Genomic DNA, 26,603 nt, shown 5'->3' with positions numbered 1-26,603 from the left:
TGCCATGTCGCGGCATAGGTCCGTCCTCGCGGCGGCCGCCGCGAGCGTCGTGGTCTTCCTGGGCGCGGCGGGGATCGCACTGGGCGGCCAGACCGCCGGGGAGACCGGCACCGCGGCGGCGACGGCGGGGTGCGGCAAGCCACCGGCGCTGACGAGCGGCCAGCACACGATCAACAGCGGTGGCCAGAACCGCTCGTTCATCCTGCGGCTGCCGCCCAACTACGACAACAACCGCCAGTACCGGCTGTTCGTCGGCTTCCACTGGCGGGGCGGCACCGCGAACGACGTCGACTCCGGCGGCACCGACGGCTACAACTGGTCCTACTACGGGCTGCGGCGGCTCTCCGACGCCGCGAACAACGGCACGATCTTCGTGGCGCCGCAGGGCAACGGCAACGGCTGGGCCAACCCCGGCGGCCAGGACCTGAGGTTCGTCGACGACCTGGTCAACCGCCTCGACTCGGGGCTGTGCATCGACACGACGCAGCGCTTCGCCGGCGGCTTCAGCTACGGCGGCGGCATGTCGTACGCGGTGGCCTGTGCCCGCGCCAACGTGTTCCGCGCGGTGGTCGCCTACTCGGGCGCGCAGCTCAGCGGGTGCGACGGCGGCACCCAGCCGATCGGCTACATGGGCATCCACGGCATCAGCGACAACGTGCTCGGCATCGGACTGGGCCGCGGACTGCGCGACACGTTCGTGCGCAACAACGGCTGCACGCCGCAGAACGCTCCCGAACCGCGGGCGGGCAGCCGGACGCACATCGTCACGAACTACAGCGGCTGCCGGGCCGGTTATCCCGTGGTGTGGGCGGCGTTCGACGGCGGCCACACGCCGGGTCCGATCGACTCGGGCGGTGACGGCTGGCGGACCTGGACGTCCGGTGAGGCATGGAAGTTCCTCACCCAGTTCGCGGGCGGCGGCGGCCCGACGAGCACCACCACGACGACCACGACCACCTCGCCTCCCGGTGACGCGACCTGCCGCGTCAGCAACGTGATCAGCGCCTGGAACAACGGGCTGACGTCGAACATCACCATCACGAACACCGGTTCCTCGACGATCAGCGGCTGGTCGCTGGTCTTCACCCTGCCCGGCGGGCAGACGATCACGTCCGGCTGGAGCGCCACCTACTCCCCCGCTTCCGGGCAGGTCACCGCGAGGAACGTCCAGTACAACGGCGACATCGCGCCGAACGCGTCGATCACCGTCGGTTTCCAGGCCACGCACACCGGCGACAACTCGGCGCCGGCCTCGTACAGCCTCAACGGCAACACGTGCTCGGTCGCCTGACCGCCACTACAGGGAGCGCGAACAAACCCATGCACCAGCACAAGAAGTGGTGGCTCACCACGGTGGCCATCGCCGCACTCGTCCTCTCCGGCGTCAGCACCGGCACCGCTGCCGCCGAACCGCAGACACCTCTCGCCCCCGGCTCCCAGGCGCCTCTCGCCGCGACACCAGGTTGCGGCAAGGCCCCGACCCTGCGCAGCGGCACGCAGACGATCCAGAGCGGGGGCAAGAGCCGGTCGTTCGTCCTGAGCGTCCCGGACAACTACGACAACACCCGGCAGTACCGGCTGGTCTTCGGCTTCCACTGGTGGGGCGGCACGATGAACGACGTCGCCACCGGCGGGAGCGACGGCGACGTCTACGCCCATTACGGCCTGCGGCGGCTGGCGAACAACTCCGCGATCTTCGTCGCGCCGCAGGGCATCGGCAACGGCTGGGCCAACTCCGGCGGTGAGGACGTCACGTTCGTCGACGACATGCTCCGCCGGATCGAGAACGACCTCTGCGTCGACACCACGCAGCGCTTCTCCCTCGGCTTCAGCTACGGCGGGGCGATGAGCATCTCGCTCGCGTGCTCCCGGCCGAACGTCTTCCGCGCGATCGCCGCCATCGCGAGCCCTGGCGAGATCAGCGGGTGCGCGGGCGGCACGGCACCGGTCGCGTTCATGGGTATCCACGGCATCGGCGACAACATCGGCTCGGGCCGCGGCCAGCGCGACAGGTGGGTGCGCAACAACGGCTGCCAGTCCCAGAACGCACCGGAACCGGCAGCGGGCAGCCGCACCCACATCACCACCACCTACTCGGGCTGCCGGTCCGGGTACCCGGTGGTGTGGGCGCCGTTCGACGGAGGCCACCAGCAGGGACCGGTGGACGGCTGCGCGGGCTGCGAGAGCGGAGCCCGCAGCTGGGTGAAGACCGAGGTCTGGAAGTTCTTCACCGGCGGCACCACGCCTGCCCCGACCACGTTCCGGCTGCGCGGCGAGGCCTCCGGCCGTTGCCTGGACGTGAGCGGCGCCGGCACGGCCAACGGCTCCCCGATGGTCGTGTGGGACTGCCACAGCAACGCCAACCAGCAGTTCACCCGCACCGGCCAGACCCTGCAGGTCCTGGGCAAGTGCCTGGACGCTCCCGCCAACGCCGCGGCGGGCACCGCGGTGCGGCTCTGGGACTGCCAGGTCGGTGCGAACCAGCAGTGGAACGTCAACTCCAACGGCACCATCGGCAACGCCCAGACCGGGCTGTGCCTGGACGTCAACGGCGCCGGCACCGCCAACGGGACGGCCGCCATCGTGTGGACCTGCCACGGAGGCACGAACCAGCGCTGGTCGCAGGTGTAGGCCGGGTTCCCGCGGGTTCGATGGGACTCACGGGCGGGAGGTTTGGAGAAGCCGCCGGGACGGCCTCATACGGGCGTGTCCGGTCGTGTCGGCGGTGCCGCCGGGGCTTTCGCCCGTGACCTGTCGAGGACTGGACCGCGGGACGTTGTTCGGCTGAACGGAGGGCTTTCACCGACCTCAGGTCGGTGGGAGCCCTCTCACCTCGCCGCCGCCAGCCCTTCCGCCAGCACCGCGATCCCGTCCGGCCCGGTCCGGCAGCACCCACCCACCAGCCGGGCACCACCACCGACCCAGTCCAAGGCCCGCGCGGCGAACCCGCTCCCGTCCCCCGACCACGACCGCGCCGCCGCGTCCCACTGCTCGCCGCTGTTCGGGTACACCACGACCGGCAGCCCGGCCACCCGGCGGGCCACGGCGACCGCGCCCGCCACGTCCTCCGGCGCGCAGCAGTTCACGCCGACGGCGATGACCTCGTCCACGCCGGCCGCGACGGCGAAGGCCTCCTCGAGCGGTTGCCCGGCGCAGGTCCGGTCGCCGCGCACGGTGTAGGAGAGCCAGACCGGCACCCCGCTTCCGCGCACCACCTCCAGCACGGCCTCGGCCTCGTCCACGTCGGGGACGGTCTCGACCGCGAGCACGTCCGGCCCGGCCCCGCAGAGCGTTTCGATGCGAGGGGCGTGGAAGCGGACCAGTTCCTGCCGGCTCAGGCCGTAGCGGCCGCGGTACTCCGAGCCGTCGGCGAGCACCGCCCCGTACGGTCCGACCGACGCCGCGACCCAGCGCGGTCCGTCCACTTCGGACGCGGCGGTACGGGCGAGCTCCACGCTGGAGCGCAGCAGCCGTGCCGTCTCGGACTCGCCGATGCCGCGGCGGGCGAAGCCGGAGAAGCTCGCCTGGTAGCTCGCGGTGATGGCGACCTCGGCGCCCGCCCGGTAGTAGGCGAGGTGCGCGGCGCGCACGGCGTCCGGGTCGGTGAGCAGCAGTCGGGCCGACCAGAGTTCGTCGGACAGGTCGTGCCCGGCGAGTTCCAGGGCCGTCGACATCCCGCCGTCGAGCACGACCGCCCTGCGCGCCAAAGCCTCTGCCAGTTCCACCCCGGCGAGTCTACGGCCCTCAGATGCAAGGGGAGGGGTGCGCGACGGCCGCTCCGCCGTGGTGTCGCGCACCCCTCCAGGACGATCTTCGGGGGCCTCCGCGTGTGCGCGCCGCATTTCCGCACGCGCGGAAGCCGTCCCAGTGACCGCCCGTCATGCCCCGGTCCGCCGACGGCGGACCGGTCAGCCCGTCGCGCCGCGGTGTGCGGCGTGATCCGGTGTGCTCGCCCGCCGGGAGAGTCTGGGGGGCAACAGCATCAGTGGTGGCGGCTGCTTCCCCTCCAGCTTGGCGACGAGCAGGTCGACGGCGTGCCTGCCGAGCTCCTCCGCGGGCAGGCGCACCGAGGTGAGCAGCGGTGACGTCTGCTCGGCCAGTTCGTCCGGGCAGATCGCGACCACGGCCACGTCGCCGGGGACCTGGCGGCCGGCCGCGCGCAGGCACGCGGTGATCCAGCCCAGTGCCGCCTCGTTGTGCACGACCAGCGCCGTCATCGACGGGTGTGCGCGGATCAGGGCCTTGGTCGCCCTGAGCACCGAGTCGTGGTCGCCCTCGACGGCCAGTGCCGTCGCGGCGACTCCCCTGCGCATGGCGGCCGCGCTGAACCCGTTCATGGTGCGGTGGGCGAAACCTGTGCTGCGGCGGTAGACCGCGCTCGGCGCGCCGAGGAAACCGATCGAGCGGTGCCCGAGGTCGGCGAGGTGGTCGACGCACTTCGCGCCCGCCGCCTCGAAGTCCAGGTCCACGCAGGTGAGCCCGCGGGCGGCCGCCGGGTGTCCGATGAGGACGGACGGTTTGGACAGCTGCCGGAGCAACGGCACGCGGTCGTCGTCCATCTCCACGTCCATCACCAGGAAGCCGTCGACCTGGGCGCTGTTCGCGGCACGGCGGAGACCCGCCGCACCGTCGTCCGCGGTCATCAGGAGGAGGTCCATGTCGTACCTGCGCGCTGTCGTCACCGCCGCCGTGACGAAGCGCATCACCGCGGGCAGGTGGGTGCCCGCTCGCAACGGGAGCACCAGCCCGATCACGTTGGTCCTGCCGGTGGACAGCACCCGGTCGGAGGCGTGGGGCTGGTAGCCCAGTTCCCTGATGCTCTCGCGAACTCTCGTCTTCGTGTCCGCCGAGATCGATCTCTTGCCTGTGAGCACGTAGGAGACTGTGCTCGGGGCGACCCCCGCGTGCCGCGCGACATCCGCGATGGTGACCACACAGCCTCCTTTCACACTTTCACTCACTGAGCGTGTCGACACCATAGGGAGCACCTTCTGATGACATCAAGAGAGATGTGCGCGTTAACATTGCGCGTCAACGGTGGTCCAGACGAATTCTGCACCGTCTGGAAACTTCTCGAACAGAACTCCGTATCAATTAAGAAGAGCGTGCCCACGCGTCCAGATCTTGGGACGCGAGGCCGGCCGCGTGGGCACGCTCACATGCTCAGGCTCAGAGCGCCGGGTAGGCGTTGCGCATGAGCTCCTGGAACTGGGCGGAGAACCAGTGACCGGACAACGGGGCGTCCGCAAGTGCGCCCGACATGTTGTTGCCGTTGCGCACGTTGCCGGTGTAGGTCGGGTCGCACATCTTGTCCGCGCCCTTGCCCTCGTTGTTCGGGATCTCCTCGCTCGCGCCGTCGGACTCGCCCGGGGGCTTCATCCACACGTACGCGTCGATGCCCGACTCCGGCGCCGCCTTCGGCCGCTCACCCAAGCCGGCACCCGACTGGTTGCACCAGTTGCCGAGGTGGATGCGGCGGTCCAGCTTGCCGCCGTTGACGTAGGCGTCCACGGTCGTCGTCGGGCCGGGGCCCGTCGGACGGGCGCTGCCGCCCCAGCCGTTGCGGCTGGTGTCGATCAGCATGCCGACGTTCGCGTCGAAGCCCGCCTGCACGGCCCGGTTGCGGAACGCCTGCGCGTAGGACAGCTCGTCGACGTAGCGGTTCCAGTCCACCCACTTCGACTGGCGCACGGACGTGCCGTTCACCGAGTCCTCGATCTTGAAGTAGGGCTCCTTCAACGCGCCGTAGTTCGCGGTGTTGGCGATGAAGCCCTGGACGTTCGCCTTCGTGCTGCCGGAGGCGTTCGCCGCCTGGAACAGCAGTTCGGCGGTGGCACCGAAGTTGTCGTCCCAGCCGATCCAGCCGTGGTGGCCGATGTCCAGGTAGTTGTAGACGTTCGGCACGGCACCCAGCTTCGCGAGCGCGTAGCCGACACCGGTGACGTAGTTGCCGTTCGCCTTCATCACGTCACACGCCGGCACGGCGGTGGGCCGCGGCGACACGTTGGTGATCAGGTTGGGCAGCGAGTCGATCTCCACCGTCGTGACGATCCGCAGGCCGGCGTACGCGGGCCTGGCGAGGATCGCCGCGATCGGGTCGATGTACTCCGACTTGTAGCGGTCGATCTCCGTCGCCTTGAGCTCACCGTTGGAGGCGAGCGCCGAGCAGTCACGACCGGGCAGGTTGTAGATCACCAGCTGGATGACGAGTGGTGAGCCCGCCGCCTGGCGCACCGCCTCGTCCAGGTGTCCGACCAGGCCGCGGGCGCCCGTGGTGCCCGCGATCGCCGCGATGCGGTCCATCCACACGCCGGTCGGCTGGTTCGCGATCCGGCTGCCGCCCGCTTCGGCGGCCGCCTTGGCGGACCAGTCCGGGTTCACGTACTGCTTCGCGCCCACGTACGGGTTGTCGACGCGGGTGCCGGGGTCGGGGTTGTTCGACGTCGTCGTCGTGGTGGTCGTCGTAGTGGTCGTGGTGGTCGTCGGCGCTCCGGTGCACTCCGTGCCGTTCAAGGTGAACGTCGTCGGGTTCACGTCACCGCTGGCCGCGTTGGAACCGTTGAAGCCGATGTCGATGGACGCGTTGGTGCCCAGGCTCCCGTTCCACGGCATGCTCGCCGCGGTCACGTTCGCACCCGACTGCGACCAGGTCGCACTCCAGCCCTGTGCCACTCGCTGGCTGCCGGGCAACGCGAACTTCAGCGTCCAGCCGCCCGTCACCGCGTCACCGAGGTTGGTGATCTTCACCGAAGCGCCGAACCCTCCGCCGCCCCAGTTGTTCGCCGTGTAGTCCACACGGCAGCCGGGTGCGGCGCCCGCGGGTGGCGCGCTGAGCGCCACCGCGATCGTCGCCGCGGTGGTGGCGACCACGACTCCGGTCGCGGCCCACCGCCTCTGTCCGTTGAGCTTCATTGCTCCGGATCTCCTGTCTCTCAATGATGTTCTATCTCCATGAGCGAACACGCGGTGGGCGTGCACTCAAGTCTTTTCAGCCCGAGGTACTCCATGCCGATCGAGCCGGTGAGCGCGAACCCGTCCCCGAAGGCGAGGTCCGGGTCGCCCCGGACCTCGCCGTTCGCGAGCGCCGTCCGCCAGGCCTGTTCCAGGCCCGGCTTCAGGACCAGCAGCCCGAGCCGCTCGTAGGGCGGCTTGGCGCAGGTCCCCCACTCCGCGATGAACGGCGCGTAGACCTTCGACCGCACCGGCCCTGCGAAGTCGGTGAAGTCGTTGCCCCGCTGGACGTCCGTGCACTCGTCGGTCAGACCGTGCAGCCAGGCGGCGATGCCGTCGACGCCTCGGCTGAGGTCCGGGGTGGGTTCGGCGCGTCCGACGAGGAGGACGAACGCGACCGAACCCACCACCAGGAGGGCGGCCAGGGCCCTCGTCACCGGATGGCGCACGCCGACCCGTTGAGCGTGAAGGACGTCGGATCAGCAGGTGTGGACGACGTCGTGGCGTTGAACCCGAACGTCACCGAGCCTCCGGCCGGGATGTCCGCGTTGTACGACACGCCCTTCGCGGTCGCCTGCCCGCTCGCGACGGTCACCGTCGACGACCAGGCCTGCGAGAGTTGCTGTCCCGAAGGGAACGCCCACACGAGCTGCCACGCGCTGATCGCGCTGGTGCCGCTGTTCGACACCGTCACGTTCGCGGTGAAACCGCCGCTCCACGAGCTCGGCCGCGTGTACGCCACCGTGCAGGAACCCGTGGGACCACCGCCACCGGTCGAGGTTCTGACCGTGACGCCCGGCGACGCCGACGAGGCGTTGCCGGCGGAGTCCGTCGCCACCACGGTGAACGAGTACGAGGTGTCCGCACTCAGACCGCTGACCGTCACCGAGTTCGTGGCAGAGGTGGCGACCACCTGGCCACCGCTGTAGACGCGGTAGGAGGACACGCCCACGTTGTCCGTCGACGCGCTCCAGTCCAGCTTCACCGTACTGCCGGTGACGCCTGAAGCGACAGGGGTCCCCGGCGCCGACGGCGCGGTGGTGTCCGGCGTACCGGTGCCACCGCCGAACGCGACGTCCGAACAGCTGTAGAACGCCTCAGGGCTGTCCGAGCGCTGCCAGAGCGAGTAGATGATGTGCCTGCCGGACTTGTTGGGAAGCCGGGCCTGCCACGCGTACTCGCCGTTCGCCAGCGGCGGGTTCGTCACCTTGTCGAACGGAACCGGCTCGAGGTCGGACCACTTGAGCGGCTTCGTGACGTCGAAGCCGTCCTTGGTGACGTACTGCTCCCAGGTGCCGGGGTGCGGCGCCCACGCGTTGTACCGGAACGTCACCGTGGAGTTCGCCTGCACCTGCGTCACCGGCCAGTCGGCGCGGGCGAGGTTGTAGGCGGAGAACTTCGTGGTGGGACCGCACAGGCTGCCGTCGGGAACGATCTCCCGGTGGCGTCCGGCGGCGTTGCTGATCAGGTTGCCGAACCAGTCCCACAGCGGCTGCTTCCCGCCCTGGGCGACCGCCGCGGCACATGCGGGGTTGGTCGGGTTGAGATCACCACCGCCGCCGCCGGCGCGGCCGTCCTCGTAGCAGAGGTAGGTGCGGCTGCCGGGCCAGACCATCGACCCGTGCGCGACGGCCGTGCCACCGGTGTGCACCAGCACGGCGCCCACAGCGGCTGCGACTGCCAGCAGAGCTATGCGTTTCCTCATCTCGGGACTCCTCACCCGTAGATCTCGGCGTGCAGGGAGAACGCCGTCGCGATCTCGGCTTGCGCCCAGAACCGGTGGTAGGTGAACGTCGGTGCGGGTCCACCGTCCAAATAGGACTGCACCTTCGGCCACTGCGGGTCGTTGCGGAACATCGAGCGCATCGACAGGAACGAAGAGCCCTGCCCGATCTGGTCACCGTTGGGCATCTTCCCGGTCCAGCCCGGTGGCACGTACGGGCCTTCCGCGGTGGAGGTGTTGTAGACGTCGTCGAACCGGTTGTAGTCCGTGCGGGTCTCCGGCGTCGCGATGCCCAGGTTGTCCTGGTGCGAGAGCAGCGACGTCAGCAGCGACTCACCCGTGGTCTTGGCCGAGGCGTTGCCCGACCTGGCCGCGTAGTTGAGCAGCACCTTGGCGTACGACGCGGCGATGCCGACGTCCTGGTTGTGGTTGACCACGCGGACCCTCAGGTTCGCGTTCGCGCCGGGGTTGGTCGCGTTCCACGTGTCCGGTGCGCCCGACCACTCCAGGTCCGCGGGGATCTGGAAGTTCGTGCCCGTGGTGGTGTTCGCGATCGCCCACGGCACCCACTTGTCGAGGATCTTCTTGGCGCGCGCGTCACCGGTCAGCCGGTACAGCGCCGCCGTGCGCTCGATCCCCCACACCTGGAAGCCGAACCACCGGTTGCTCGGCGGGTCGCGCCACACCGGGTGGGCGTCGTAGTGCATGCCGTAGAACGTCGGCGTGCCCGCGGGAGGCGAGGCGTACTGACCTTCCCAGCTGTTCGTGACGCCACCGGCGAGACCGCCGTCGGCCGACTGCAGCCACTGCAGCATCTCGAGCTGCCTGTTCAGGCTCGTCGCCCAGTCCTGCTGCCCGGTGGCGGACAACGGCTTGAGCGCCGGCACGTTCGCGAGAGCGTGCGCTGCCAACGGGTTCTGGTAGCCCTGGTGCGAGGCACCGTCGCCGATGCGCCACGCCCAGCCGGCGGACGTGTCGGTCGCGCCACCCCACGCGTAGTACCAGGACATCAGGTAGTGCGCGCTGTCCTTGCCCGTCGCGCCGGGGCACGACGAGGGGCTGTTGCAGTTGCCGACGCGCTTGAAGTACTTGTCGAACATGGCGTACCGCAGGTAGTCGCCCATCTTCGCGGACTTGCCGATTTCGCTGGAGATGTCCCCGGCCTTGCCCTGGGCCGTGGCCCACTGCTGGGCGAGCAGCGCCACCTGCACCACGCGGGCGTCCGCGTCCGGTGCGTTGGTGTACTTCCACTGCTTGGCGTAGGAGGCGTCCTTGGTGAACAGGTCCAGGAAGCCGTTGGGGCCACCGTGCTTGAACGTGTCGCACGAGGGCTGCGGGATGGTCTCCCACACCGATTCCGACGAGCCGCGCTGGTAGGTGTTGATGTACGCGGGGACCGTCGTGCCGTCGCCGCACCGGCCGAAGCCGTAGGTGTTGTCGACGTCGATGAGCCAGTGCATGCCGTAGACGTCCGAGTTGCCGTACGCGGTCTTCAGTTCCGCCGCGATCGGGTCCCGGCCCACGGGCACGGTGCCGTCGAGCGTGGACGGGTAGGCGTCCATCCTCGGGTGCTCGGGCGCGTAGGTGGCCGGCTTCGACGGGTCGTACTTGTCGTTGGTCGGCTGGTCGGCCTTCGCCGGGATGATGAACTTCTCCATCGAGGCGAACGCGGACTTGAACGGCGCCCAGTCACCGGTGACCCGGCCGTAGCTCGCTTCCAGCCACAGGTAGTAGCTGAACGCCTCGGACGTGGTCTGGTGACCGTGGTCCGGTGCCTCCACCATCAGCGTCTCGACCGAGTGGTAGGGCACGAGCAGGTCGCCGAACTTGCGGAAGTAGCCGCTCGCCGGGTCCTTGATCTTGTTGTACTGGTCGAGGAACGCCTTGTTGAAGTCCGAAGTGGACGGGTCGATCTCGTTGACCGTGACGCTCGCCGGGCTGTACCCGGTGGCCGAGGCCGTGAACGTGGCGGTGCCGAGCGCGCCACCGTTGTTCGCCGACGTCACCGTCACCGTCTGCTTCGCGGTGCCGGAGAACGTGAGCGTGGCCGGAGTCGCCGTCAGGTCCGCGCTGCCGCTGCGGGCGAGCGTGACGGTGACGGGCTGGCTCGGTGCCGTGGCCAGGGAGACGTCGAACGTGGCCGTCTGGCCCTGCTTGACCGAGAGCGTGCTGGGCGAGGCCAGCACCGCCGGTCCGGACAGGACCTTGACCGCTGCCGGTGCCGAGGTCTTGGTGGCACCGAGGTTGTCCGTCGCCCTCGCGGTGATGCTGTGGTCACCCGCCGGCGCCGACGTCCACGTGCCGCTGAACGGCGCGCTGGTGTCGGTGGCGATCAGGGTGTCACCCGCGTAGAAGTCGACCTTGGCCACCGTTCCGTCGGTGTCCTGCGCGGTCGCCGCCAGCGGAATCTGTGCGGGCAGGGTGTAGCTGCTGCCACTCGCAGGCGCCGTCAGCGCCACCGAGGGCGCCTGGTTGGGGCCGGTGCAGGACACGCCGTTCACGGCGAAGTCCGTGGGTGGCCGGTTCGTCGAGCCCTTGCTGCCGTTGAAGCCGACCTGCGCCGTGCCACCGGCTACCAGCGTCGGGGCCCAGGCGGGGTTCGTCACGCTCACGACCGCACCGGTCTGCGTGAAGTTGCCACTCCAGCCCTGCGTGACGCGTTGCCCGTCCGGGAACGTCCAGGTCAGGTTCCAGCCATTGAGTGCCTCCCCGTCGTTGCGGATCGACACGGCCGCGCCGAATCCGGTGTTCCACTCGTTGGTGACTTGGTAGGTGACGGTGCAGGCCACCGCAGCTGGTGCCGCGACGGCGGGAGCTCCGCCGACCAACACCACCGCCGCAACCGCCAACGCCACTCTTCGTCGAGTCATGCCGCCGCCCTCTCGACAACTGGGAGCGCTCCCAGAGTTCACGGCACTGTAACGTGGCCCACAGCGGTCAATGGTTCAGAGGTGTAACCGATTCTAGGCCGTGAAGTCCTGCAAATTAAGACTTTCAGAGCAACGCTGGTTGCTCTACCGGTTCCTCTTGCTGCTCTCTTCGAGTGGAATCCTGGGAGCGGTCCCAGAAGGGGGTGGGGGCGCCCACGCCACTTCGGGCGCCCCCTGGTCTCATCAGCCGCGCCCGGCTCCAGCACCGGCCGTGACCACGCTCTTCACGCTGCTCGCGCTGTCCAGCGGGTACGAGTAGGGAAGGCTCTTCACGGAGCCGCCCTGGTCGCCCGTTCCCGAGTTGACGAAGTGGTTGTTGCGCGCCACCAGCGAACCGCCGGGCGAGCTGCCCTCACCGCGGTGGAAGGGGTCCTCGGTGTTCTCGAAGTAGTTGCCTTCGACCAGGACCCCGGCCTCGACGGTCGACGCGACGCCGTAGTCGGTCACACCGCCGTAATAGTTGTTGTAGACGTGCACCGGGTTGCCGAACCGCACGCGCGGGTGGCGCTGCTGAGTGCCGGCGAACCAGTTGTGGTGGTAGGTGACCCGGAGCTTGCCGCGATCCTCCGAGCCGTTGTCGTCGCTGTGACCCAGCAGCATCGCCTTGTTGTGGCTGCTGAACTTGTTCCAGGACACCGTGACGTAGTCCGAGGCCCGCTTGACGTCGACCGCTCCGTCGTAACCACTGGAGAAGGAGTTGTGGTCGATCCACACGCGGGTGGAGTACTGCACGTTGACCGCGTCGTCACCCCAGCTCCGGAAGTTGAGGTTGCGCACGATCACGTTCGAGGCGTTGGCGATGTTCAGGCCCTGCCCGGTGATCGTCGCGGTCGAGCCGACGCCCTCGATGGTCTTGTTCGAGGCGACCTTCGTCATGCTCGGCAACGAGATCGTGCCGGAGACCCGGATCACCGCCGCGCCTGACGCCTTGGCGGCCGCGACGAACGCGGACGCCGTGGTGACGGTGACCGGAGAGGCGCTGCCGCCACCCGTCGTGCCACCACCCTGAGTGGCCCAGCCGACCAGCCCGAACGGAGCGGCGGCCGCCTGGGGAACTGATATCGCACCCAGGACCAGCGCGACGGCGGAAATCAATGCTGTGCGCTTAGGAATCATTTACTCGCTCCCAATGAGAGTGAGCGGCGGTAGAACTCACACAACCAGCACCGGACAGAACGGTCAACCTGTTCGACGATATTCGATTCGAACGTTCGAATGAAGGTTGACAGAAAAGATCTCCGCTCTACGATTGAATTACCGCCGCGCATCCCCCTGCAAGCGGAGCGCACATGAAGAAATATGCACCATTGGTGTTGGCCGCGGCTCTGGCCGCGTTTCTCGCACCTCAGGCACAGGCTGCGGGCAGCACCTTCCCCACCCCGTCCGGATCGAAACCGGTCGGCACGACCATCAAGGTCGGGTCGAGCGGCTACGACGGTGGCATGCAACGGTTCTACGGCACCGGCGACCTCGGTTCGGGCGGTCAGGGCGAAGACCAGGGCCCCATCTTCCAACTGGCGGACGGCGCGACGCTGAAGAACGTCGTGCTCGGCGCGCCGGCCGCGGACGGGGTCCACTGCCTCGGCACCTGCACGCTCACCAACGTGTGGTGGGAAGACGTCGGCGAGGACGCGGCCACGTTCAAGGGCACGTCGTCGTCGCAGACCATGACCATCAGCGGTGGTGGCGCGCGCAAGGCGTCGGACAAGGTGTTCCAGCACAACGGACCGGGCACGATGGTCATCCGCAACTTCCAGGTGGACGACTTCGGCAAGCTCTACCGGTCCTGCGGCAACTGCAAGACGCAGCACAAGCGGCACGTCGTGCTGGAGAACATCACCGCGTTCTCCCCCGGCAAGTCGCTGGTCGGCATCAACACCAACTACGGCGACACCGCGCGGTTCTCGAGGATCACCGTCGTCGGGGACAGCAGCAAGAAGATCGCGATCTGCGACAAGTACCAGGGCGTCACCAGCGGTGAACCGAAGAAAATCGGCAGCGGTGCGGACAGCACGAACTGCCTGTTCAAGTCCTCGGACATAACCTACCGGTAGAGGAAATGCCCCGGCCGCCGGCCGGGGCATTTCTCACCTCACTTCAAGAGTGTGAACTCCGATGTGTTCGAAATTCCAGTCGTCCCCGATTCCGGGTATCAGCGGAAGCACCACTTCGCCGTTCTCGTCCAGCGGATCGGCGATGGAGTTCCGGTGTGGCGGGACCCGGTCGAAGTCGACGTGCGGGTGCAGCAGGCCTCGTTCGTACCACCGGCCGGCGTCGGTGGCGCCGAGCACGGTGAGGCTGGCCGCCCCGTTGCCGTGGACCTCGCAGTCCATGTTGAACGACTCCGCGAGGTGCACGGTCTTGAGCACCGGCGTGATGCCGCCGCTGCCCGCGGGGCCGGCCCGCAAGATGTCGCAGGCCCCGGCGGTGATCCACTCGGCGCGGGTGAGGTGTTTGCCCCACGCCACCTCCGGGCCGATCACCGGGATGTCCAGCTGCTCGGAGAGCCACCGGTAGGAGCTGATCGACGCCTCCTCCATCGGCTCCTCGAACCAGTAGAAGTCCAGCTCCTGCAACGCCCTGCCGAGCCGCAGCGCCTCGGTCCGCGAGTACCAGTGGCTCGCGTCGAGCATCAGCGCGACGTCCGGCCCCACCGCGTCCCGCACCGCCTGACACGCCTCGACGTCCCGGGAGACGCTCGGCGCGCCGGGCACCGGCGGCATCCACGTGTGCAGCTTGATCGCCCGGTAGCCCACCGACACGAGGTGCTTCGCGAAGTCCGCGTAGTCGCCCGGTGTCGCCAGGCCGTCCGTGTCCCCGCACATCGTGCTGGCGTAGGCGGGGATCCGGTCACGAGCGCCGCCGGCGAGCTTCCACGCGGGCAGCCCGGCGCGGCGGGCCACCAGGTCCCACAGCGCCTGGTCGACGAACCCGAGCGCGCGGTCGGTGAACCCGCCGTGCGCGCCGCGCTGCCGCCGCCCGAGCAACCGCCACAGCCGTTCGCGGTCCCACGGGTCCTGGCCCAGCAGCACCGGCCGCACGTGCTTGTCCAGCACTGCAGGCCGCAGCTGGTCGGGCTGGACCTGACAGTACCCCGTGACGCCGTCGGTGTCGGTGATCTCCAGCAGCGCCTCGACCACCTCGTGCTCCGGCGCCGGGTGCCGGTGCCCCTCCGGGTCGACGGACGTGGCCGCCGTGGTCTTGAACGTCCGCACCTCCACCCGTTCGATCACTTGCGCTTCTCCCAGTCCTGCTGGGCGGTGGTGAGCTTGGCCGCGAGCTGGTCGAGGAACTCCTGCGCGGACATCTGGCCCAGCAACACCTTCTGGTACAGCGGTTCGGTGTCGGTCTTGGTGATCGACGAGTACTCGGGCAGGTAGACCGGCGCGGGCACGAGCACGGTGGCCGAGTCCTCCAGCACCCCGAGCGCCATCTTCACGGCCGGGTTCTTCTGGATCCACTCGGCGCCGCGCACGTCCGTGTTCGCCGGGATCTGGCCGACCTTCTCGTTCCAGTAGCCGTTGCTCTCGGCCGAGGTCAGGAACTCGACGAACTTCCAGGACGCGTCACGGTTCTTGCTGCCCTTGAACACCGCGAAACCGTCGGTCGGGTTCGGCACCACCGTGCGCTTGCCGGACGGTCCCTTGGGCAACGGCATGGCGGCGACGCGTTCCGGGCCGAGCGCCTTCATCACGTCCGCGGTCGAGCCGAGGTTGTGGTGCATCATCGCCACCGTGCCACCGGTGAACTGCGCGACCATCTGCGTGTAGCTGTTGCTCACGTCGGCTTCGGGCGTGGCCTTCTTGTACAGCTCGGCCACCTTGCGGACGAGCTCGGCGTTGCGCGGGTCGGCGACCGTGCTCTTGCCGCCGTCGTAGAACTTCTCGATGCCGGAGTAGGAGTAGGCCTCGGACAGCAGCTGGAAGACCGACCCCGCACCACCGCGGATCGTGAAGCCGTACTGGTTGTCCGCCGGCCTCGTCAGCTGCGTGGCGGCCTTGGCCAGGTCGTCCCAGGTGACCGGTTCCGGGATCTTGTTCTCCTCGAACCGGTCGGACCGGTACCAGATGATGTCCATGTTGCCCGACGCGGGAACGGCGTAGAGCTTGCCGTCGGGCGCGGTCTGCCGCACGGTCTCGAGCAGTCCCGGCAACAACTTGTCCTTGAGCGCGCCGTTCTCGATCCGGTCGTCGGCCGGTTCGAGCGCGTCCTGCCCGACGAGGTGCGCCAGGTAGGACGTCGTGACGCCGCCGACGTCCGGAGTGGACCCACCGGCGATCGCCGTGTCGTACTTCTGCTGCACCGACGAACTCGGGATGCCGACGTACTCGATCTTGATGTCCGGGTTCGCCGCCTCGAACCGCTTGATCAGCTCCTGGTAGATGGGCGTGCGGCCGGGGCCACCGTTGTTGTCCCAGAACGTGACCGTCGTGGGTCCGTCCTGTCCTCCCGCGGAACACGCGCTCAGCACGAGCGCCAGCGCGACCAGCAGTCTCTTCATGTGCTCTTCCTCATCCCTTGACCGCGCCGGCGCTGAGTCCCTGCACCAGGAACCGTTGCACCACGGCGAAAACCAGTACGACCGGCACCGCGGCGATGACGCCGCCCGCCGCGAGCGCCCCGAAGTCGGTGTTGAACTCCCCCAGCGCGTAGCTCAGCCCGACCGGCAGCGTGAACTTGTCCTGCTTGCTCGCGAACATCAGCGCGAACAGGAAGTTGTTCCAGGCACCGATGAACGCGAACGACCCGACGGCCACGATCGCCGGCTTCAGCTGGGGCAACGTCACCGCGAAGAACGCGCGCAGCCGCGAACACCCGTCGACCATTGCCGCCTCTTCGAGCTCGACCGGGACGTTGCGCACGAACCCGCTCATCAGGATCAGCGCGAGCGGCAGCTGGAACGCGGTGTCTGCGATCACCAGGCCGGTCAGGCTGTTCAGCAGCCCGGCGGACTTGAAGATCACGAACAGTGGGATCAGCATCATCGCGCCGGGGATGAACTGCGTGCACAGCAACGCCAGCAGGAAGACCCGCTGACCGCGGAACTTGAAGCGCGCCAGCGCGTAGCCGCCCATCAGCGCGAACACGGTGACGACGACCAGCGTGCCGACCCCGATGATCAGGCTGTTCTGGAAGAACACCCCGAACCCGACACCGTTCCACACCGTGTCGAAGTGCTCGAACGTGATCGGCCACGGCACGAGCGAGGTGCTCCCCGCCGGCCGGAAGGCGAAGACGACCATCCAGTAGAACGGGATCAGGGTGAACAGCAGGTAGAGCACCAGCGGGAGGTGCAACCGGAAGTACCGGCTCGGGTCGCGGTGCTTCTTGCGTCGCGGCGGCGCCGGCGGTGGGTCCAGAACCGTGGCCGGGCGGGTGAGGGTCTGGGTCATGCTCGGCTCCCGAACTTGGACAGCCTCAGGTAGAGGATCGAGAAGAACAGGAGGATCACGAAGCCGGCCATCGTCAGCGCCGATCCGTAGCCGAAGTCGTGCGAGTCGACGGCCTTGCGCGCCACGTAGAGCGGCAGCGTGGTGGTCTGGTTGGCCGGACCACCACCGGTGAGCGTGTAGATGAGGTCGACGTTGTTGAACTCCCACACCGCCCGCAGCAGCGTGGACAGCACGATCGCGTCACGCAGGTGCGGCAGGGTGATGCTCACGAACGTGCGCCACCGCCCGGCGCCGTCGACCGACGCGGCCTCGTACAGGTCCTTCGGGATGGACTGCAGGTCGGCGAGCAGCAGGATCGCGAAGAACGGCACCCCTCGCCACAGCTCGGTGACGACGGTCGCGGGGAACACCGTCTCCGGATTGCCGAGCACCGAGGTGCCGGCATCACCGATGCCCCACTGAGCGAGCTGCTGGAAGATGCCCGTCGACGGGTTGTAGAGCAGGATCCAGATGCCGGTGGTGAGCACGCCGGACACCGCCCACGGCGAGAACACCAGTGATCTGGCCAGCCCGCGGCCGACGAACGTCTCGTTGACGATCAGCGCGAGGACGAGTCCCAGCACCAGCTGCAGACCGACTTCGACGACCACCCACTTGGCGCTGAACACGAGGCTCTGCCAGAACAGCTGGTCCTCGAACAGCATCCGCCGGAAGTTCTCGAACCCGATGAAGCCGTTCTTCCACGGCTGCGTGACGGTGTGATGGCGAAGGCTGAACCACCCGACACTGGCGATCGGGTAGACCAGGAACACCGCCATCAGCACGAGCGTCGGGGCGATCAGGGCGTACGGCGCCCACGTGCGGGTCTTCACGCCGGGTTCCACCCGCTCAGGTAGGTGGCCTTCGTGTGCTGCCGCGCCTGCTCGTCGGTGAGCTGGGGACGGTCGGTTCCGGTGCCCGCGCCGGGTCCGGTGTTGCGGTACTCCGCGAACCTGGCCTCCCGCCACGGGAACCCGGACATGTCGGTCCACGGCTGGCGTTTGACCGCCGCGGGCAGCTCGGTGTCACGGATGACGACCTGCGCGATAGCGTCCGGGTCACCGCCGGGGTGCCAGGGCCTGCCGAGGAAGTACGTGCCGGCCGGGGCGTCGCTGCGGATCTTGGAGTTGACGATCAGGAAGCCGTGCGGGTTGTCCCTGCGGGTGCTGGCGGCGGTCACGTACCCGTTGGGGTCCCCGCCGCGGTTGAGCGCGGTGATAATCGCCCGTTCGAAGACGGCCGTCGCCCTGCCGAACAGGAAGTCGACGTCGCCGGTGATCGCGCAGTCCCGGTAGTACTGCCGCGACCGCGTGTTCACGGCCGGCGTGTCGGCGTACAGGGTGTCCTGGTGGCCTTCGAAGCGCACGCGGTCGAACAGCATTCGATCGCCGGTGGCCTTGACGGCGACGGCCTGCGTCGCGGTGATCTCCGGGTGCTTCGCGCGGTCGAACGAGTTGCGGAAGGTGATGTCACGGGCGGTGAACCCGTCCGCGGCGATGGTGGCCGTGGCGCTTCCCGTCGTTCCGTAGGTGGTGCCGTCGGGCTTCTTCGTGCCGCTGGCGTTGTCGAAGTCGATCACCACGTCCTGGGCGCGCCCGGTGGCGCCGCGCAGGGTGAGGTCCTTCTTGGTCGCCGGGATCTTGACGACCTCCCGGTACACGCCCTTCGGCAGGGTGATCACGCCTCCGGCCGGTGCCGCGTCGATCGCGGACTGGACGGTGGCGAAACCCTTGCCCACCACGAGGTGGTGTCCCGCCGGGGACGCGCCCGCGTGGAGGTGCCTGATCCGGTGCGCGGGTTCGAGACCGCGGTTCAGCGTCGGCGTCCACCCGGCGTCGGTGCCGAGGGCCTTGTCCGGGAACGCCGCGTTGTGCGCGTTCACCAGGCTCACCGGCTTGCCGTCGACCAGGTTGCCGGTGTCGGTGATCGCCGTGCCGCCCCAGTTGTAGACGATCTTCTCCGGCGCGATGCCCTTGATGTAGTTGTTCTGCGCGTGGATCTGGGACCTGACGCCGACGCCCCAGCTGTAGGTCTGCGCGCCTTCGTACAGGTTGTTGTAGACGTGCACCTGGCCGAACCGCACGCGGGGCGCGCGTTCCAGCACGTTGCGGAAGACGTTGTGGTGCACCGAGACGCGCAGCTTGCCCGGATCGGTCGTCGAGGAGTTCGACGAGCCGATCAGCATGGTCTTGCCGTGCTCGGCGAAGACGTTGCGGGACACGGTGACGAGGTCGGAGCCGTTGGTGATGTCGAGCTGCCCGTCGTGCACCTGGTACGGCCGTCCGAAGTGGAGCGGCTGGGTGCTGTCGACGTTCGGCTCGTCGGTGAACGTGCTGTGGTCGACCCACACGTTCTCGGACCGCTGCACCGACACCGAGTCGTAGAGCGAGTTCCAGTTGCCGGGCGGCGAGCCAGGGCTGTTGTCCGTGGGATCCCACTGCGGGAAGCAGTCACGGGTGTCGCGAAAGGTCAGGTTGCGCACGATCACGTTGCGCGCGTTGTGGATCCTGAGGCTGCCGCCCGTGATCCCGGCCCCGCGGCCGACCCCGATGATCGTGGTGTCCGCGAGGACGTTGAGCCCGATGACCGCTTCCTGCTTCTTGGCAGACGCCACCCGAGCGTTCTCGAGCGCCCCTTCGGGCTCCCGCTCCCACCCCCAGACCGCCGGGTCGTACGCCGCGAGGTACCCGGCCAGCGTGTAGCCGTCGGCCGCGTAGTCCTCACACCGCAACGGTTTCCCGTCGGCGCCGGTGTTCGCGTCGACCACTCCCCTGACCTTGATGATCCGCGGGGCCGGCGAGGCCAGCGCCGCGACGAGCTCGGCCCGCGTGCGCACCTCGTGCACGTTCGCGGTGGGGGCCGCCGCTCCCCCGGTCGTACCCGGCCCGGCCGACGCCCAGCCGTCCCCCGCGGGCAGCACCTGCCGCGCCGGGTCGTGACCGGCGTGCGCGGGAAGGCTCACCACCCCGGCGGATGCGCAGGCCAGAACCAGCGCGCCAACGAAAAGCCGCATGACGGAATACCCTTCGGAAAGGAGGATTCACATTCTTGAACAAGGTCCACGATCGTGAACCGAGTATTACGAATGCTTCCGGCATGCGTCAACGAAGTGAATTCATTCGACGATTCGGCACGGCGTTCGACCATTCTTCGAATCGAATACCGTCGAACGTCGTGCCGGTGGATCAGCGGTTGATCAGTTCTTGCGCCCTCGGTGTGGTGCAAACAGACGAACGCCGCGATCGGAAGTCGATCGCGGCGTTCGTTTCTTCGACGGTCGGGAGAACCTCAGCCCTTGGGCTGCCGCAGCGAAGGCGTCAGCACCAGCGCGGGCAGCAGCAGGAACGGCACGACCAGCAAGGCCCGCAACACCCCCGACTGGTTGCCGAGCAGCCCCACGAGCGGCGGCCCCGCCAGGAACGCGGTGTACCCGATCACCGCGACGACGCTGACCCGGGCCGCGGCACGGTCGGGGTCGTCGGCGGCGGCGCTCATGCCCACCGGGAAGCCCAGCGCGGTCCCGAGTCCCCAGACGGCCACGCCGGCGACCGCCAGCCCGAACGATCCGGCGAACACCGCCAGCGTCACGCCCGCGGCGGCGAGCAGCATCGACAGGACGACCGCGGACACTCGGCCCCAGCGGTCCAGTGCGATGGTGCCGAAGATCCTGCCGAACGTCATCGTCGTGACGAACACGCCGAACACGAGGGCGCCCAGGGCCGGGTCGACGTCGTAGCCGTCGATGAACGCCACCGCGACCCAGTCGTTCGCGGTGCCCTCGGTGAACGCCAGCACCAGCACGAGCAGGCCGATCAGCAACGTGCGGGGTTCGCGCCACGCGGCCATGACCCCGCTGCCGGTGCCGTGCTCCGCCTCAGCGGCCAGGCTGTACGTGCGCGCGGCGAGCAGCGTGCCGCCGGCGACCACGACGGCCACCACGGCCAGGTGTGCGGTGACGGGCAGGAGCGCCCATGCCGCGAACGACGCCAGGCCCGCGGCGGCGACCGTGCCGAGGCTCCACATGGCGTGGAAGCGCGGCATCACCGTCTTGCCGAGGGCACGTTCCACCTCCGCTGCTTCTACGTTCATCGCGACGTCGCACAGGCCCGAGCCGTAGCCGAGCACGAAGATCCCGATCGCGGTCACGACCGGCGACGGGTAGGCGCCGATGCCGACGCCCGCGATCGCGAGTCCCAGCGCGACCGTGACCGCCGACAGGCTGACCGTCCGCTTCGGCCTGAGCCGGTGCGTGACCTCGCCCGCGGTGAGCATCGCCAGGCACGCGCCCACGGACATCGACAGCAGCAGCAACCCCAGCGCGCCCGGTGTGAGGCCCAGCGCGTCACGGGCGGCGGGCACGCGGGCGAACCACGTCGCCACGGCCGCGCCGTTCAGCCCGAAGGTGACCGCGACCCCCGCGGCGGCGGCTCGGACCTGACTGCGTGGCACCGTGACCGACATCCCGGTCCTCCTTTCTCGATACACGAAGTACCCACCCCATACATGGAAGCGCTTCCACCGCAATACTGCAGAGATGACGGGAGAACGCACCGCGACACTCGACGACGTGGCACGGGCCGCAGGCGTGTCCCGGGCCACCGCCTCGCGCGTGGTCACCGGCCAGGGTCCCGCGTCGCCGCGGGCACGGGACAGGGTGACCGCGGCCGTGGCGGCGCTCGGGTACGTGCCGGACGCCTCCGCCCGTGCGCTGGTCACCCGCACCGGCACTCGCCTCGCCATCGCCGTCATCGGCCACACCGCCGCCGTGCTCGACGACCCCTACGTCGGCCGTGTGCTGATCTCCGCGGCGCACGTCGCCGCCGAGCGCGAGGTCGGTGTCTCCCTGCACTGGCTGCCCCTGGACGACCCCGGCTCGCTCGCCCGGCTCGCCGACGGGCGCGGGCTCGGCGGCCTGGTGGTGGTGAACCCGACACGACCGGCGCTGGAGAGCGTGCCGCGGACCCTGCGCGGCCGGGTCGCCGCGGTCGGGGTCGGCGCACGGCACGTGCCGTCGTTCGACGTCGACAACCGCGCCGGCACGGACGGGGTCGTGCGGCACCTCGTGCGCACCGGCAGGCACCGGATCGCGATGGTCACCGGGCCGGCCTGGCTGCCCTGCTGCGACCGCGCCGTCGACGCCTACCGGCGGGTGCTGCGCGACAGCGGCGCCGAACCCCGGATCGTCCACGGTGACTTCACCGCCGCCCGCGGCGCCGAGGCCGCCACCGAGATCATGGCGCGGTGGCCCGACACCGACGCGGTGTTCGCGCTCAGCGACCTCACCGCGCTGGGTGTCCTCGACGGACTTCACGCGCTGGGCGTCCGGGTGCCGGGAGACGTGGCCGTCGCCGGGTTCGACGACATCGCGTTCGCCGGGCTCAGCCGCCCCGCGCTCACGACGACCACACACCCGGTGGAGGACATCGCCGCCGCGGCGGCGCAGGCCGTCCTCGACCGCCGTGACACCTCCGGGGCGACGTTCTACCCCTCCGCGCTCGTCGTGCGGGACAGCGCGTGATCACTCGACCGAACAGGACTGGCCGTTGAGGCTGAAGGCGCCGGGAACTGAGTTGCCTCCCCGCACCGAGCCGTTGAACCCGATCGACACCGAACCACCCGGCTGGATCTGCGGGTTGTAGTCGGCATTCGCCGCGTTGACGGTCGCGCCGGACTGCCGCGCTTTCGCGTTCCACATTTCCGTGACGGTTTGACCATTTGCGAAACTCCACCGCAGCGTCCAGCCGTTCACGGACGTGGAACCGGTGTTGCGCACGCTCACATTCGCCTGGAAGCCGCCCGGCCACTGGCCGGAGATGCGGTAAGCGACCGCGCACGTCCGTGCGGGCGGCTTCGTCGTCGTGGGTGCCGGACGGGGTGGCACCGTGGTCGTGGGAACGGGCCGCGGCGGCACCGAAGTGGTGCCCGGCGCCGGGAGACCCGTGGTGGCAGGCGGCAGCGGCGCGTCAAGACCGTCGCAGGGCGGACCCCACAGGCCCTTGTTCGCCCCCGCTGCCTCGGACTCCGCCGTGAGCAGCGCTCCGCCGTCGACGCCTTGCGCCCGCAGCACGCCTTGCCGCACCGCGAGCAACGCGTAGTCGGTGCCGTCCTCCAGCGTCAGGTTCACGTCGCCGGAGACGACGGGGCTGATGCGGACGGCGGTGGCGAGCAACGTCGTCCTGGCGAACGACAGCGCGCCCTCGGACCAGCAGGCCGGAGGTTCCGCCAGCTGCGCGATGCGGGTCTTCGTGCCGTCCGCCAGTTCGACGGTCCGGCCGTCGATCACGTCGCGCACGAAGTGCAGCACGCCCTGGTACCGCGCCTCCTCGTTGACGAGGGACGGCGGTTTCCAGGGCGTGCGGGTGGACGGTGCCGGTGACGGCGGCTCTGCCGTGCAGGCTCCGGTGAGCAGGACCAGAACCACGAGCCAGTGCTTGCGCGCCACCACTACCCCAAATTGTCGTTGAACCCTCAACAACCTTAGAGGGTCGCGGACCCGGCGCAATCGACCGTTCGGAGTGGACTACCTGCGCGGAACGGCCGCCATCGACCAACGCTGGTTGGCACCGGAAGTCGCCTGGTACAAACCAATTCTGGCACCGTCCTCACGCGACTCTCCGGCCACGTCGAGCAGACTTCCGTTCTCCTGGTTGACGAAGGTCCACGTGCCGTCCCCGGTCGACGAGAGCACCCACCTCGCGGCCGGGCCGTCGGAGGAGCTCAGCACGACGTTCCCGCCGCCCGCCGCGATCCGCTGGCCGGTGGCGGCGTTGACGATGGAGAACTGGGCGCGGTTGTCGTAACCGCCGGACCGGCGGTCCACGCGCCACACCTGGTTCGCCGCGGCCGGATCAGTGGTGCGCTGGATGAGCGAGGTGCCCGACGGCGCGAGCGACTTGCTGCTCTGCACGCCGGTCAGCCGGTACTCCCCGCCCAGCGCCGCCGCGCGGTTCACCCCGCTGACACCGCTCACCTCGAACGTGGTGACCGACTTCGCCGGCACGGACAGCGTCACCTTGCGGTCCTTCACGCGCACGGCGGCGCCCTTCATCAACGCGCCGTGCTGGTCCGTCACGACCGGACGGACGGAAGCGTTCTGCCGCACCGACCCGAACGCCGACAGGTCCAGGGTCACGGACTGCGCCTGCTCAGACTTGTTCAGGTGCACCACGGTCTTCAGCTCGGTGTTGCGCACCGCCGCCACGTCGGTCGTGGTGTTGACCTTCACCAGCCGGTCGCCGGGCTTGACGAAGTGGGTGAAGTTGCGCAGCGCGTGGAACTTCGTGTTGACGCGCGCAGGGCAGGTCGCGAGCGTGTCCTGGGCCCCGCAGTCGAACGGGATCTGGATCACGCCCCAGTTCATGCCGTCCGGGGACTCGGCACCGGGCTTCATGTTGTTGTAGTCCTCGACCGCCTGCCACAGCAGCCAGGCGCGCGGTTCCAGCTCCCGCAGGTCGTCGATCACCCGCTCGGCGATGCCGAGGCCCGGTTCCATGCTGGTGAAGCTCTGCCCGGATCCCCAGTGCCCGTCGACCTCGCTCATCCACAACGGCTTGTCCGCGCCCTTGGCGATGTCACGGGCAGACGTGCGGCGTGCCGTGCCGTAGGTGTGCACGTTCAGCTGGCTGACCTGCGCGCGCACCGAGGCGGGATAGCCCGCCCAGTCCTCGGCGAAGATGCCGGGGTTGGTCTCGTCCGGTGCGGACACCGTGGCCTTCAGCCTGTTCGCGCGCAAGGCCTGCGCCATCGCGGGCACCACCTTGGCCTGCAGGGCGGGCCCGAGGTGGGCCCCCTCCTGGCGCCCGCCCGTCGGGTTGCCGTCCGGGCCGAGAGTCGTGCGCCAGTAGGAGGTGTTGGGCTCGTTGAACGGGTCGACCGTCGCGAACTTGATGCCGTGGGCCCGTTCCAGTTCGGCGGTGGCCTGGGCGAGGTAGGCGGCGAAGTCGCCGATCCGGTCCTCGCGCAACTGGTCCGAGTTCGGGTCGAAGCCGCCGGAGACGTACCCGCTGACGGTCTGGAACCACGGCGGCGAGTTGCTGAACGACTCCCACCGGGTCACGTCCTGCTTGATCCGGTCGACCCACCACCGCTGGCGCGGATCCGCGTCGGCGTCGAAGAAGCGCGGATCGCCCGGCTTCCACCAGTCCGTGTCCGTGCGGGTGGTGCCGGCGGGCGCCTTCCACCAGCCGGGCACCGCGGCGCCCGCGCGCAGGTACTCCGGCACGTCCGGGGCGTTGCCGCCCCCGATGTTGTACCGCGCGATGTTGAGGTTGAGACCGTCCTCGCCGAACAGCAGTTCCGCCAGCTGGTTGCGGATCTCGTCCGGGTAGCCACCGGTGGCGTTGGCGAACCACACCAGGCTCGTGCCCCAGCCCTGGAACGGCTCCTGCTGGTAGGTCGGATCCGGTCTCACCGTGACGGCCTCGACGGCGGCCGTCGCAGGGGCCGCGGTGGAGAGCGTGAGCGCCGAAACGGCGAGCAGGGCAAGAAGTCTGGTCATCGGTTCTCCGTTGAACGCGCGATGTTCACGCTAACATCTATCGAGAACCTACTCGTGCGTCAAGGTCCTGCCGGGCAGAGGCGCGTCCGCCCGGCAGGCCCCGTGGAACGCTCGCCCCCGAGGAGACGGGTCCCGCGCGCTCGAACCCCGAGGAGAGTTACTTGAGCGAGCAGGTGGCGAAGCGTTCCAGTCCCTGAGGCCGCGCCCCCACGCGGCCGATGGAGATCGCGATCCGGTCCAGCGCCGCGTTCCGCTTGCTGGCCAGCGGGCCGAGGATCGCGTTCTGCACGAAGTTCGGCCCGCCCTGGCCGGCCGACGTGCGCAGCCGTTCGTTGGCCTCGGCCAGCTGCTTGCCGAGGTTGGCGAGCTCGCGGTCGACCTCGGCGCGCGCGGCCGCGGGAACGTTCTGCACCACCGGAAGCGGGCATTCGATCACCTGCCCGGCCGCCGAACCGGTGCCGGCGTCAGCGCTCGTCGACGCCGGTTGCGTCGTCGCCGCCGGTGCGGACACGGCAGGCGCCTGGCCAAGCCCGCAGGTCGCGAACCTCTCCAGCCCCTCTGGCTTCTCCGCGACCCTGCCGATGGCGGTCTCGATGCGGTTCAGCGCCGCGACCCGCTTGCTCGCCAGCGGGCCGAGGATCGCGTTCTGCACGAAGTTCGGCCCGCCTTCCCCGGCCGACGTGCGCAGCCGGTTGTTCGCCTCCGCTATCTGCTTGTCGAGGTTGGCCAGCTCTCGCTGGACCTCGGCCTGCGCCGCGGCCGGTACTGCCGGAACGACCGGCTGCGGACACGCGATCGAACCGGTGACGGTCTCCCCGCCGGCGAAGGCGACGGCCGCGGTCACCGCGGTCAACGTCGCGGCGACGGCGACTCCGGCCACGAGCACCCGCTTGCTCCGTTGCGGTCGTGCATGCGCTCTCGACATATTCGAACCTCACGACTTGGGGACGTTTTGTGCCGGCACAAGTGGAGTACGGACCGGGAAAGCAAAAAGTTCAACCACTTGTGAGCGTTCACAGCTGATGGCATGCTCTCGACTCATTCCGCAGTACCGCACCTGCGAAGAACCG

General features: G+C 69.3%; 20 protein-coding genes. 4 read left to right on the top strand and 16 right to left on the bottom strand.

Annotation, left to right across the window (positions count from 1 at the left end):
• Positions 1 to 4: 4 nt before the first annotated feature.
• Entirely contained in the window at positions 5 to 1,291 is a 1,287-nt protein-coding gene (locus LX88_RS29940; RefSeq protein ID WP_258951110.1) for a CE1 family esterase, read from the top strand.
• Positions 1,292 to 1,320: 29 nt separating this feature from the next.
• Positions 1,321 to 2,631 carry an RICIN domain-containing protein gene (locus tag LX88_RS29935; RefSeq protein ID WP_258951109.1) on the top strand — a complete coding sequence of 437 codons (1,311 nt, stop codon included), beginning with the start codon at positions 1,321 to 1,323 and terminating at the stop codon, positions 2,629 to 2,631.
• 197 nt (positions 2,632 to 2,828) lie between these two features.
• Here the strand turns inward: LX88_RS29935 and mmuM are convergent, their stop codons facing one another.
• The 7 genes from mmuM to LX88_RS29900 form a co-directional block, all read right to left on the bottom strand.
• Positions 2,829 to 3,725, bottom strand: a complete 897-nt coding sequence (gene mmuM / locus LX88_RS29930; protein WP_258951108.1) for a homocysteine S-methyltransferase — start codon at positions 3,723 to 3,725, stop codon at positions 2,829 to 2,831.
• A gap of 183 nt (positions 3,726 to 3,908) precedes the next feature.
• Positions 3,909 to 4,934 (bottom strand): LacI family DNA-binding transcriptional regulator, encoded by a 1,026-nt coding sequence (locus LX88_RS29925; protein ID WP_030478547.1) that lies wholly within the window; start codon positions 4,932 to 4,934, stop codon positions 3,909 to 3,911.
• A 235-nt stretch (positions 4,935 to 5,169) separates the two neighbouring features.
• The gene (locus LX88_RS29920) at positions 5,170 to 6,912 is read right to left on the bottom strand and encodes a glycoside hydrolase family 6 protein (RefSeq protein WP_307791430.1); all 1,743 of its coding nucleotides are present in this window, start codon (positions 6,910 to 6,912) and stop codon (positions 5,170 to 5,172) included.
• A gap of 20 nt (positions 6,913 to 6,932) precedes the next feature.
• Positions 6,933 to 7,400, bottom strand: a complete 468-nt coding sequence (locus LX88_RS29915; protein WP_258951107.1) for a hypothetical protein — start codon at positions 7,398 to 7,400, stop codon at positions 6,933 to 6,935.
• Positions 7,385 to 8,656 (bottom strand): lytic polysaccharide monooxygenase, encoded by a 1,272-nt coding sequence (locus LX88_RS29910; protein WP_258951106.1) that lies wholly within the window; start codon positions 8,654 to 8,656, stop codon positions 7,385 to 7,387. The genes LX88_RS29915 and LX88_RS29910 overlap by 16 nt, the downstream gene beginning before the upstream one ends.
• An 11-nt stretch (positions 8,657 to 8,667) precedes the next feature.
• The gene (locus tag LX88_RS29905) at positions 8,668 to 11,544 is read right to left on the bottom strand and encodes a glycoside hydrolase family 48 protein (RefSeq protein ID WP_258951105.1); all 2,877 of its coding nucleotides are present in this window, start codon (positions 11,542 to 11,544) and stop codon (positions 8,668 to 8,670) included.
• 243 nt (positions 11,545 to 11,787) lie between these two features.
• A complete protein-coding gene (locus LX88_RS29900) occupies positions 11,788 to 12,720 on the bottom strand; it encodes a pectate lyase family protein (protein WP_258951104.1) in 933 nt (310 codons plus the stop codon).
• A gap of 173 nt (positions 12,721 to 12,893) precedes the next feature.
• On the opposite strand from LX88_RS29900, the gene LX88_RS29895 reads away from it, so the two are divergent.
• Positions 12,894 to 13,658, top strand: a complete 765-nt coding sequence (locus LX88_RS29895) for a pectate lyase (RefSeq protein ID WP_258951103.1) — start codon at positions 12,894 to 12,896, stop codon at positions 13,656 to 13,658.
• Positions 13,659 to 13,691: 33 nt separating this feature from the next.
• On the opposite strand, the gene LX88_RS29890 is transcribed toward LX88_RS29895, so the two are convergent.
• The 6 genes from LX88_RS29890 to LX88_RS29865 all read right to left on the bottom strand — a co-directional run bounded on the left by LX88_RS29890 (position 13,692) and on the right by LX88_RS29865 (position 21,497).
• A complete protein-coding gene (locus LX88_RS29890) occupies positions 13,692 to 14,837 on the bottom strand; it encodes an enolase C-terminal domain-like protein (protein ID WP_258951102.1) in 1,146 nt (381 codons plus the stop codon).
• On the bottom strand, positions 14,834 to 16,105 hold the full coding sequence (locus tag LX88_RS29885) for an ABC transporter substrate-binding protein (RefSeq protein WP_258951101.1): 1,272 nt from the start codon (positions 16,103 to 16,105) through the stop codon (positions 14,834 to 14,836). The genes LX88_RS29890 and LX88_RS29885 overlap by 4 nt, the downstream gene beginning before the upstream one ends.
• Positions 16,106 to 16,115: 10 nt before the next feature.
• The gene (locus LX88_RS29880) at positions 16,116 to 16,997 is read right to left on the bottom strand and encodes a carbohydrate ABC transporter permease (RefSeq protein ID WP_258951100.1); all 882 of its coding nucleotides are present in this window, start codon (positions 16,995 to 16,997) and stop codon (positions 16,116 to 16,118) included.
• Positions 16,994 to 17,869: a carbohydrate ABC transporter permease gene (locus LX88_RS29875; RefSeq protein ID WP_258951099.1), complete on the bottom strand. Its 876-nt coding sequence runs from the start codon at positions 17,867 to 17,869 to the stop codon at positions 16,994 to 16,996. Before LX88_RS29875 ends, LX88_RS29880 begins: the two co-directional genes overlap by 4 nt.
• Entirely contained in the window at positions 17,866 to 20,049 is a 2,184-nt protein-coding gene (locus tag LX88_RS29870) for a pectinesterase family protein (protein WP_258951098.1), read from the bottom strand. The genes LX88_RS29875 and LX88_RS29870 overlap by 4 nt, the downstream gene beginning before the upstream one ends.
• A 275-nt stretch (positions 20,050 to 20,324) precedes the next feature.
• Positions 20,325 to 21,497, bottom strand: coding sequence for an MFS transporter (locus tag LX88_RS29865; protein ID WP_258951097.1), 1,173 nt, complete (start codon positions 21,495 to 21,497; stop codon positions 20,325 to 20,327).
• A gap of 73 nt (positions 21,498 to 21,570) precedes the next feature.
• Between LX88_RS29865 and LX88_RS29860 the strand changes: the two genes are divergently transcribed.
• On the top strand, positions 21,571 to 22,554 hold the full coding sequence (locus tag LX88_RS29860; protein WP_258951096.1) for a LacI family DNA-binding transcriptional regulator: 984 nt from the start codon (positions 21,571 to 21,573) through the stop codon (positions 22,552 to 22,554).
• Here LX88_RS29860 and LX88_RS44415 read toward each other — a convergent pair whose 3' ends face one another.
• The 3 genes from LX88_RS44415 to LX88_RS29845 all read right to left on the bottom strand — a co-directional run bounded on the left by LX88_RS44415 (position 22,555) and on the right by LX88_RS29845 (position 26,458).
• On the bottom strand, positions 22,555 to 23,481 hold the full coding sequence (locus LX88_RS44415; protein WP_258951095.1) for a cellulose binding domain-containing protein: 927 nt from the start codon (positions 23,479 to 23,481) through the stop codon (positions 22,555 to 22,557).
• 75 nt (positions 23,482 to 23,556) lie between these two features.
• A complete protein-coding gene (locus LX88_RS29850; protein ID WP_258951094.1) occupies positions 23,557 to 25,533 on the bottom strand; it encodes an RICIN domain-containing protein in 1,977 nt (658 codons plus the stop codon).
• Positions 25,534 to 25,690: 157 nt separating this feature from the next.
• Positions 25,691 to 26,458 carry a hypothetical protein gene (locus tag LX88_RS29845; RefSeq protein WP_258951093.1) on the bottom strand — a complete coding sequence of 256 codons (768 nt, stop codon included), beginning with the start codon at positions 26,456 to 26,458 and terminating at the stop codon, positions 25,691 to 25,693.
• Between the last annotated feature and the right edge of the window lie 145 nt (positions 26,459 to 26,603).

Source organism: Lentzea californiensis, assembly GCF_024648825.1.
GTDB classification, from domain to species: domain Bacteria; phylum Actinomycetota; class Actinomycetes; order Mycobacteriales; family Pseudonocardiaceae; genus Lentzea; species Lentzea californiensis.
This window is presented reverse-complemented; position numbering and strand designations above follow the sequence as displayed.